The following is a 9,892-nucleotide window of genomic DNA, read 5'->3' as shown; positions in this document are numbered from 1 at the left end:
GTTTGCAACTTTTTTAAATCGCTCATTTTGAACACAAAACTAAATTATAAACAGATGAAAATACTAATCCTATTAGCCCATCCGGAGCCCGAAAGCTTTAATGCTGCCATGTTTCACACAGCAGTTGAAACACTGGAGAGCGCAGGACATCAGGTAAAAACCACCAACCTGTACCAAATGGATTTTAATCCTGTTTATGGCAGAAGCAACTTTACAAGTGTTAAAGACCCCGACTACTTTAAAATACAGATAGAAGAAATCCATGCATCTCAGGTAAACGGATTTACAAACGAAATCAATATAGAACAGGAAAAAGTTGAATGGTGCGATTTGATGATTTGGCAATTCCCGCTGTGGCGGTTTGCACCTCCCGCAATATTAAAGGGATGGACAGACCGGGTTTTCGCTTCGGGAAGGTTTTTCAAAAACGGAGGGTATTATAAAAACGGAACGATGAATGGTAAAAAAGCTTTACTCTCCGTTACAACCGGAAGTCCTGAAGAAGAGTATACAAAAGACGGTTTCCACGGGGACATTCACAGTATCCTTCGTCCGGTTAACAGAGGTATTTTGGAATGCGTGGGTTTTTCGGTGCTTGCACCTGAAATTAATTATTCCGTAGCACATTTATCGGAAGGGGAAAGGCACTCAATCTTAGAAAAATGGCGTAACCGACTTGACAACATCTTCAGAGAAAAAGAAATAGTTGTTGGCAAATACTAAGGAACCGGCCTGATATTACTTAAAGTCATGAAATCATTTTTCCAATCATTTATACTCGGAACCTTAGCTGCACTTGCCACGTTAATTACTTTTTCCGTGCAACTCCCAACCTGGATATTATTTGTGGCCTGGACCAGTTATTTCCTGTTCGGGAAAAATATCAAATCCTCGTTGTCTGCTTTGGCACAACAGATACTGGGGATTATAATTGCGATCTTAATTACAAAATTCGGAAATTTTTTGGGCGATAAACTCGTATCTCCGCATGGGTTCCACCTTTCAGTTTTTGCGATATTGACCGGGGTTTTCTATTTATCCAAACTCCCTTTTCTGAATATCCTTCCGGCCTACTTCCTGGGAATGGTTGTCTGGTTTGGTGCGGACCCCATACCCAATGTTGAAAATGTAATAAAAATTGTCATGACTTTAACTACCGGCTATTGTTTTGGCTGGGTAAACGACAGATTAAACACACAAATAAATCCGGGAAGCCAGTGAAATTTCAGAAACTCTACCCCGTGTTCATCTAAAACGGGATCCACCGTAAAAGTGTTTGTAATGCGCAGGAAAGTAAAATGGGTACGCGTTGCAAATAAAGTCTGCCTCCGATGATATAAATGAGACATCTCCCACTGGTGTATATTTGGTTTTCAGTTAATTATGTATATTTGTGTGTTAACCGTGACCAGATATGAATTTTTCTTTAATAAAGAGAAATTTTCCGGAAAACCCAAAAAGTGGGAGAATTTATAACCGTGGTATAAACTGAATTCTTATGAACATACGAACTACAGTGGTCTGTTTACCTGTCCGCAATCCGGATAAAACATTGCTATTCTATCAGAATGTGCTCGGTTTTTCAGATATCCAGATGGACGAGGGGATTATTACACTTGAACTTCCCAATCTCTCTTTATTTTTTATGAAAAAAGATTCCTTCGAGAGTTATACTAAAAAAATTGGACGGAAAGCACAGTTTCCGGACAATAATGCCGGAATGGTTATCAGTTGTGCAATGGAGGCCAGGGAAGACATGGATACTATCCTGGAGAAAGTGCCAAAACATGGGGGTGCCGTACCAAACCAGGTTGCAATGGATAAGGCATCCGGAGGATATATCGGGTATTTTTCTGATCCTGACGGCCACCTGTGGGAGCTTGTATATCCCTTGCAATAAACCCGGGGCTCCTACTGCTGTTGGTACCCCTTGTAAACGAACACCGGAATTATCCGGGAAGACCATGTTTTAACAATACATGTACGGGAATTCAAGCATCATGAAAAACACCAGGATATTTAAAATGGCATTTGCCGGCGTATATCCGCATTACATTCAAAAAGCGGAGAAGAAAGGGCGTACCAAGGAGGAGGTCGATGCTATCATTTGCTGGCTCACAGGATACGATCAGAAATCTTTGCAGCAAAAGATCGATCAAAAGACGGACTTCGAAACCTTTTTTGCACAGGCACCGCAAATTAATCCGAATGTTTCAAAAATCACCGGGGTAATATGCGGCTATCGTGTGGAAGATATCGAAGATGAGCTTATGCAAAAGATCCGGTATCTGGATAAACTGATCGACGAACTGGCCCGGGGAAAGGCCATGGAAAAAATTTTAAGAACATGAATAACTACCATACACACAGCAAATCAACCCTGCCCATACTGTAACTCGTATGAAGAAAAGTATAATATTTTTGGTATCCATAATAGTTTCGGGCATTATCGGATTTCTATCCCGGGATTTTTTTCTGCAAATATCCCTATCCCAACTCAATCAGGAAAACACTCAGATCACGACCGGGAATATTAGCAGCCACTTTATATCCGGTTTAATATTTGCATTATCTATTACAGTTATCCCCCTGCTCTATCTGATTATATGGAAAACGACCCGTCTGCGTTTTATAAACCGGGGATTAATCTCGTGTGGAATAATTATTGGTTGCGGGATTTTGTTCTGGCAATTCAGGATATTCCAGATCAATAATCAATTTCAAAACCTATCAGAACCTGAGTTCGGCAACAGTACCCGAATACACGTTGATTTTAATACCCTGAATTTTGAACACTATTTGTTTACCGGCTTTTTAGCCGGAACAGTATTAAGCATTTTAATCTTTAAGAATAAAAGAGCAACGGAATAAAAACCTTACCGGTGTCCCGACATATTCGTTAGAACATAGCGGAAACAGGGTCCATCGTAAAAGTGTTTGTAATGCGCAGGAAAGTAAAATGGGGACTCGTTGCAAACGAGCACCGGGTAAAGCCTTTATATAACACCGTTACCTTTTATAAAATCAAAAAAATGAAAAGCTATACAATCATCACAATGAGTACGATGTGGTCTACCCAAAAACTGAAGAACGATGTTGAACGATTCATTAATGAAAAATCTTCACAAGGCTATCATATTGTTACAGTTTCTTTTGGCCTGAATATATGGTGGATGCCTACTGCATTTATAACACTTTCAAAATAAGACCTCGCTGGTGCTCGTTTGCAACGATTATCTATTGTAAAACGCATTTGTAATGCGCAGGAAAGGGCAAGGCAAATAGTGCTATTACAAATGCCCCCTACTGACGCTCGTTTAAGCAAAGTGGACACGAGTACCCGGTTTGAGCCCCCACCCTGTTCAGCTTATAGTCGAAACCCACGCGCATCACGAACAAGGCACTGAAATGACCTTTTTACGTCATGACATAACAATAAAATAATTAAAAATGTCATAAATACCCCCTTAAAAGGTCATGATAGCCTATTTTACAATAAGAATTCTGCAGGTAAATTTGATACAACATTAAATTTTAACAAAATGAGAACAATAAAATTACAAATGCAGATTTCGTTAGACGGTTTTGTAACTGCCGAATATGGTGGGGGCCAATTTCAATTGGGACGAGGAAGTGAAAAACTTTTCCGTTGACAATCTTACGTATGTAGACAACATCTTACTTGGACGAAATACGGCAGATGAAATTGTCACTTATTGGGGCGGGGTAGCCAACGACCCAAACAACAATGACCATGAATTCGGAAAACTGGTGACAGACATACCCAAAATTGTTTTTTCGAATAAGCCGGAAACCAATAAATGGAACAATACAACCATAATAAACGGTGATATTATAGAGGAAATAAACATTTTAAAAAAGAAAGAAGGCAAGAATATTATGGTGTATGGCGGTTCTTCTTTTGTATCGTCCTTAATCCAAAACAGACTGATAGATGAATTTTATTTATTGGTAAATCCCATTGCCGTTGGCAACGGATTGACCATCTTCAAATCCTTAAAAGATAATTTGCCGCTAACGCTCCAGAAGTGTCAACCATTTACCTGCGGTACTGTATTGCTTTTTTATAAAACTAAAAAATAATGTGGCGAAATGTCAACTACCATCTTTATAGTGCAAATAAAGAGTGAGGAAATGGCCTTTTCGTCCTATTCCCTAAGTACAGTTATAGATTGGATATTATACGGAAATGAGTTATATTGCTCAAAGCCCCCGGCGGGCCGCAATTCGTTGCACGAAAGCACAAAAAGCAAACACGTATACCCTACTGATGCTCGTTTGCAACGAGTATCTATTGTAAGGCGCGTTTGTAACGCACAGGAAAGGGCAAATGCCGGGTAAAATGGGCACTCGTTGCAAACAAATGCCTGATCGGATTACTGCTACCGGAATGGCCGGGGTTTAAGTTTTTCTCCTGCGCTTTCCACTATTTCCCTGATACGTTTGTGCCTGGTCTCTTCCCGTTTTGCAAAGACAAGCCACTGTAAAATGATTTTTTGAACAGATCTGCTCAAGCTTAAAAAGAAATCTTTCGAACCCGGCCGGGTTTTAAAGCCTTCCTCCAAATCGTCGGGAATGAGAAGCGCCTCTACATCGTCCAATATGGTCCAGGAGCCATTTTGTTTGGCGACTTCTATACTCTTTAACCCTTCCCCGGTCATTCTTCCGTCTGCAATAAGCTTTTCCACTTTTTCCTTATTTATTCTGGACCACGTACTCACTGCTTTTCGCCTGCTGAAAAACTGCATGTATTTCTCGTCATCTATAGGTTTCGCTTTACTGTCTATCCAACCGAAACACAGGGCCTCATCCACGGCGTCACTCCAGGAGATCGTAGGCATGCCGGATTTCTTTTTATAGCGGATAAGCCATACCGATTGTTTCTTGTTATGGTTTTCCTCAAGCCACGCCCTCCATTGCGTTACATTAGCCGGATAGAATGATTCGGTAGCTGAATTAATCATATATCATAATATTAATTATTCTCAGCAAAAATAGCACAGGGTTGTGACAACATTATGTCAGGAGTGTGAATTCATATGGGATGATTTATCAAAAAACATCCCGGGCATTTACAGACAATGAAAATACATTGAGTTATTCCATACCCCATAACTCGGTAACCTCGTAACCGGCAAACTTTCATCATAAATTCTTATATTTACGAAAAAACCTACATAAAAGTTCAACGATAATAAACCTCAACCTATGAACCTACCGACCAAACCTTCCGTGAAAATGGCAGTTATATTGCCGTTGTTGTTATTCGCCCTGCCATCAATGGCACAGGTAACATGGCCTTCCGGACAGCTTCTTCCCTCCTTTCCCGCATCGGCACAAACGCAGGACCTGATCATTCTGCGGGAAACATCTTCGCGCTGGCAGGGCGAAGGACCGGAACTCAGTCACAATACAGGCCGTTTGGAAACCGACGGCTGGCTTTGCCAGACAGGGATCGACCAGGCTAACCAGCATATGATTTACGGTCCGTATAACACTACTCTTCCCGCCGGGCCCAATGTCGCCGAATTCCGGATGAAAGTAGATAACAATACCGCCAACGATGATCCGGTAGTGGATATTGATGTCAGAAATGCTACGACCGGACAGGTACTGGCATCACAGACCATTACCCGCCTGCAGTTCCCGGTAGCCGGAAATTATACGAACTTTACATTGCCCTTTACCATTCCGGCAGACAATCAATCCATAGAATTACGGGTCTACTGGTACGGAACTTCTTATACGAAGGTAGACTGGGTTGGCGTTCAGCAAAACAGCTCCTCTGCAGAAATGTACCTCTTTGCTTCGCTGAAAGGCATTGTAAACAAAACCGGGCCCCGCATCTTCTCTTACGAAGGCGATGCTTTTGCTGAAGGGCAATACACCTGGCTGGAATCCCTCGGACTGGACTGGAATGAACCCGCGGACAAATGGGACCTGATTACAAAATACCGTAACGAGATATCCGGTTTGATCGTTTATGATCCGGCACAGATACACACCGTAAACCTGGCCACTATGCTAGCCGAAGACCAGGGGGCACTTATTGCTTCCCCCTTATTACTGTCGCGATTAACTTCCGCACCGTATAACTTACCGGTATTGCTCGATCTCCGGGGACAGTTCAGCAGCAAGTTACAGGTATACCAAACCCTCTTTGATACCTATTGGCCAAACCTGGACCAACGCCTGTTAATAGGGCTGAACCCCGATATTCACAAAGCGGCACTGCGCGAATACGCTACCGCATTGGGGGCGGCAGTAATATGGCTCGATCCCGAGGTAAGCGGGGAAAGCGAATTACTGAACAGCTTCCTGTCCTCCATGCCGAACGGGGCCAATTATATGGGATGGTGGCCGGAAGAAGAACCGGGCGTCCAAAGGGCCTCTTCCTATGGTATTGCCACCATTGCCAGCGACTGGGCTACCAACCTTACGGTACACAGCGGTATGCCTAGGGCCATCAACATAAAACCCGCCCCTCCGAAACCGGCATTACAGAACAAGCTCTATGTGGCTTTCATTATAAGTGACGGCGATAACCTACAATATGTAGAACACCTCATGCGTAAAATATGGGGAAACTCCGATCGCGGTGCTGTTCCCATAGGATGGACCCTGTCGCCCGCCATGCTCGATGCCATGCCGGGGGCACTTAACTATTACTATGAAAGTGCAACCGATAATGACAATCTCATCTCCGGTCCTTCCGGGTACGGGTACGCTTATCCTAACAGCTGGCCCGGCCAGAATCAGTTAAACCAGTTTGTTATGAAGACCGAAGACTATAACCAACGCGCAGGTTTTCGTGTAATTACCATCTGGAATACCATCACAGGAGGTATTGACCAGAACGTCGGGCAAACCTTTGCCTCCCTGGCCCCTTCCTTACTCGGCCTCACGGCACAAAATACCGGGGGAGGGCTTACCATCTACGATAACAAACTTCCCGGAATGGCACTTTCCTGTAACTATTGCACCAACGAACAGGCCATGAAAGACCATATTGCAACCGCCGCTTCGGGGTGGAACGGTAACGAACCACGCTTTATTATCATACAGGCACAACCGTGGAATAATGTAACTCCCACAAGCTTTAAGAATGTAGCCGAATCCCTCAGCGAAGACTATGAAGTAGTACGCCCGGACCATATTTTCCAGCTTATCCGCGAAGCTAACAATCTTCCCGCAGACAAAAAAGGTAAGGGCCATACGCACAGGAATAAGCGGTTGTGAGAAGCCGCCTTGGTAATAATTTGAAAAAAACAGCCATAAATATATTGTTCTTTAAAGTCTCTTAACCGGGACTTTTTTGACACTAAACCACAGCTATTGACCAACATACAGGATTATTTCTTAACTTGTATATCAATTAAAGCATTTTGATATGAAAAGTCTTCATTATTTTACAGGCCTGCTGTTGTTTGCCGTAATCTGCAGTTGCAGTGGGAGCAAAAATACTGTTTCGGGTCCCAAGAATATGGGGGCGTTGGATTCGCTGGTACAGCAAAAGGAATTCCGGATTGTGAACAACTGGGGCAATCCTATGGTAACCAATGCTATGATGAACCTGAGTGATCTGCTGGGGCCACAAAATAACATACAGCGAATCAATCTGATGGGAAACCCCAGTTACCTCGATATCAAAGGAGATTCGGTAAAAGCCTATTTACCCTACTTCGGCGAAAGGCAGATGGGGGGCGGTTATAATATGGATGGAGAAGCCATACAGTTTGACCAGGAAGCTGCCGATATGAAAATGGAATACATAAAAGCTAAAGAACGCTACCGGATAAGGTTCAAGGCCAATAAGAACAGTGAATCTTTTAATGTCATTTTAGAGATCTATGCGAACAGAAAAACCAATCTCATGATAAACAGCACGCAAAGGAACCCCATACGATACGAAGGTATTATAGCTCCGCTCCCGGAAGAGTAATCCCGTGCCTTTATCTCAACATTAACTCCCCGGCATTTGCCAAATTACGGACTTTTTATGATCTGAAATTTTCCCGTGCTGCCCGGAAATTCATACTTTTACGGATAGGAATAACGGATATCATAATGACAGAAGAAGATAAAAAATTCATGCGGAGGGCCATTGCCCTGGCCAGGAAAGGTATGGATGCTAATGCAGGGGGCCCGTTCGGTGCCGTAATAGTAAAGGATGGCCGGATTATAGCCGAAGGATATAACCAGGTAACTTCACACAACGATCCGACCGCGCATGCCGAAGTAACCGCAATCCGTAAGGCATGTGAAAAACTGAAGTCTTTCCAGCTGGAAGACTGTGTCATATATACTTCCTGTGAGCCCTGTCCCATGTGCCTCGGCGCCATCTATTGGGCAAGGCCGAAAAAAGTATATTACGCACTCACCCGGGAAGATGCCGCCGGGATAGGTTTTGACGATCAGTACATCTACGACGAACTGGACAAACCCCTGGAATTGCGCCGGATAATCTTTGAAAACATTATCCGAAACGAAGCCCTGCCGGTTTTTGAAGCTTGGAGCAGTAAGGAGAATAAGGTCGATTATTAAAGGACACCATCCCGAAACCAAAACCGCGATCATTCTGATCTCAATATTTATAATCCACGGGTAATGAAATATATTTTTATCATACTATTGACCTTATGCGGCTTACAATGCTACTCACAATCCAAGACCGAATACCTGGAGAATAATCGCTATGACCTGAACGACGGGAACTTTGATTTCCCTCAGAAGGATTTCAGCATTCTTGGTTTCGGCGCCTATCACGGCAGTGCCAAAACCGAAGATGTAGAGATTGCCTTACTAAAATCCTTGACCAAAAGCAGTACGGTAAAATACTATCTCCCGGAAACCGACTTCAGTACGGCATATTATTTCAACGAATTCCTGGAAAAGGGAGACACCTTATTATTGAGGGACCTCGTAACTTATTACGGGATCTCCGTAAACCAGGAGAGAACGATCCAGGTTTATCAAAAATGGAAGCAACTGAAAGAAATAAACGACCGTCTGCCTGATAGTGCCAAACTCCGGGTAATTGGTGTAGATATTATAAATAATCTTAAATACGTTTCCATGCACATTTCGGAACTCGTCAATAATTCCGGAAACACGTTAGCACCGATATCAGAAATCCGCAATATGATCAAAACGGATACAGTCACTTATCACGGTAAAAACTCCCGTTATGCTAGTTCCCAACTCAAAAACCTGATTAGACATTATGAGGATAACAAAACCCTGTATCAGAATCATATTACAAATATTGCAGAATTTGAACATATTATAAGAAATCTAAAGGTAGTTTTCGGGCTCCTGGAGGAAGAAAGAGAGCAACTTTTATATAGCAACTATGTAAGCCTGGACAGCATTTATGATTTTAAACACCATCCGCAATTTATGCGGATAGGCTTCTCTCACCTGCAAAAATCCAGGGAAGGCAAAAAAGGCTATCCCTACTTTTTTACCCGGCTCCTGGAAAATAACACATATGCCAAAGAAGCGGTCATATCCGTCATAGGCTACCTCACAAATAGCAAAGTCATATGGGACGAGGTATATGATGATAATGGCAATTACACAGGTTATACTGTAGAAGAAGGTATGGGTATCGGTGATTATGAAAAAGAGTATTTCCGGGGAATCCAAAACTTAAAAGACACCAAAATATCCGATAAAACCCTCTTCCGCCTGAATAAAAACGACTCTCCCTATACTAATCCCGAACCGGACCTGATAGAGGTTATCATGCCTGGTAAAGAATCGAACGGAGAACATGTAAAAGGAATGGCCACTACAGATTTCCTGGATTATGCTGTTTTAATTTCCGACTCCCCGGAAAGTATCCCTATTTTTGAAATGGAATAAATGA

Annotated in this window: 11 protein-coding genes; 10 read left to right on the top strand and 1 reads right to left on the bottom strand. The window is 42.8% G+C overall.

Going from position 1 to position 9,892, the window contains the following annotated elements; genetic code table 11:
• The first annotated feature begins 54 nt into the window (after nucleotides 1–54).
• The 6 genes from ED312_RS06355 to ED312_RS06325 all read left to right on the top strand — a co-directional run bounded on the left by ED312_RS06355 (nucleotide 55) and on the right by ED312_RS06325 (nucleotide 4,104).
• Nucleotides 55–723 (top strand): NAD(P)H-dependent oxidoreductase, encoded by a 669-nt coding sequence (locus ED312_RS06355; protein WP_123215162.1) that lies wholly within the window; start codon nucleotides 55–57, stop codon nucleotides 721–723.
• Nucleotides 724–750: 27 nt separating this feature from the next.
• Nucleotides 751–1,221 carry a DUF1097 domain-containing protein gene (locus ED312_RS06350; protein ID WP_123215161.1) on the top strand — a complete coding sequence of 157 codons (471 nt, stop codon included), beginning with the start codon at nucleotides 751–753 and terminating at the stop codon, nucleotides 1,219–1,221.
• A 277-nt stretch (nucleotides 1,222–1,498) separates the two neighbouring features.
• Nucleotides 1,499–1,900 carry a VOC family protein gene (locus ED312_RS06345; RefSeq protein ID WP_123215160.1) on the top strand — a complete coding sequence of 134 codons (402 nt, stop codon included), beginning with the start codon at nucleotides 1,499–1,501 and terminating at the stop codon, nucleotides 1,898–1,900.
• A 100-nt stretch (nucleotides 1,901–2,000) separates the two neighbouring features.
• Nucleotides 2,001–2,351: a DUF2200 domain-containing protein gene (locus ED312_RS06340; protein WP_123215177.1), complete on the top strand. Its 351-nt coding sequence runs from the start codon at nucleotides 2,001–2,003 to the stop codon at nucleotides 2,349–2,351.
• 591 nt (nucleotides 2,352–2,942) lie between these two features.
• Nucleotides 2,943–3,206, top strand: a complete 264-nt coding sequence (locus ED312_RS06330) for a hypothetical protein (RefSeq protein WP_123215158.1) — start codon at nucleotides 2,943–2,945, stop codon at nucleotides 3,204–3,206.
• A 394-nt stretch (nucleotides 3,207–3,600) separates the two neighbouring features.
• The gene (locus tag ED312_RS06325; RefSeq protein ID WP_123215157.1) at nucleotides 3,601–4,104 is read left to right on the top strand and encodes a dihydrofolate reductase family protein; all 504 of its coding nucleotides are present in this window, start codon (nucleotides 3,601–3,603) and stop codon (nucleotides 4,102–4,104) included.
• Between the two features lie 299 nt (nucleotides 4,105–4,403).
• Here ED312_RS06325 and ED312_RS06320 read toward each other — a convergent pair whose 3' ends face one another.
• A complete protein-coding gene (locus ED312_RS06320) occupies nucleotides 4,404–4,985 on the bottom strand; it encodes a YdeI/OmpD-associated family protein (RefSeq protein ID WP_206363209.1) in 582 nt (193 codons plus the stop codon).
• Nucleotides 4,986–5,229: 244 nt separating this feature from the next.
• Between ED312_RS06320 and ED312_RS06315 the strand changes: the two genes are divergently transcribed.
• The 4 genes from ED312_RS06315 (at nucleotide 5,230) to ED312_RS06300 (ending at nucleotide 9,888) form a co-directional block, all read left to right on the top strand.
• Nucleotides 5,230–7,260 carry a GxGYxYP domain-containing protein gene (locus ED312_RS06315; protein WP_123215156.1) on the top strand — a complete coding sequence of 677 codons (2,031 nt, stop codon included), beginning with the start codon at nucleotides 5,230–5,232 and terminating at the stop codon, nucleotides 7,258–7,260.
• A gap of 151 nt (nucleotides 7,261–7,411) precedes the next feature.
• Nucleotides 7,412–7,963 carry a DUF4251 domain-containing protein gene (locus tag ED312_RS06310; protein WP_123215155.1) on the top strand — a complete coding sequence of 184 codons (552 nt, stop codon included), beginning with the start codon at nucleotides 7,412–7,414 and terminating at the stop codon, nucleotides 7,961–7,963.
• A gap of 125 nt (nucleotides 7,964–8,088) precedes the next feature.
• Entirely contained in the window at nucleotides 8,089–8,565 is a 477-nt protein-coding gene (locus tag ED312_RS06305) for a nucleoside deaminase (protein ID WP_123215154.1), read from the top strand.
• Nucleotides 8,566–8,628: 63 nt separating this feature from the next.
• Nucleotides 8,629–9,888 (top strand): TraB/GumN family protein, encoded by a 1,260-nt coding sequence (locus tag ED312_RS06300; protein ID WP_123215153.1) that lies wholly within the window; start codon nucleotides 8,629–8,631, stop codon nucleotides 9,886–9,888.
• Nucleotides 9,889–9,892: the final 4 nt, after the last annotated feature.

The organism is Sinomicrobium pectinilyticum, assembly GCF_003725735.1.
In the GTDB taxonomy this organism is placed as follows: domain Bacteria; phylum Bacteroidota; class Bacteroidia; order Flavobacteriales; family Flavobacteriaceae; genus Sinomicrobium; species Sinomicrobium pectinilyticum.
Note: the sequence above shows the minus strand (reverse complement) of the source record. Positions and strands in the feature narration are given on the sequence as shown.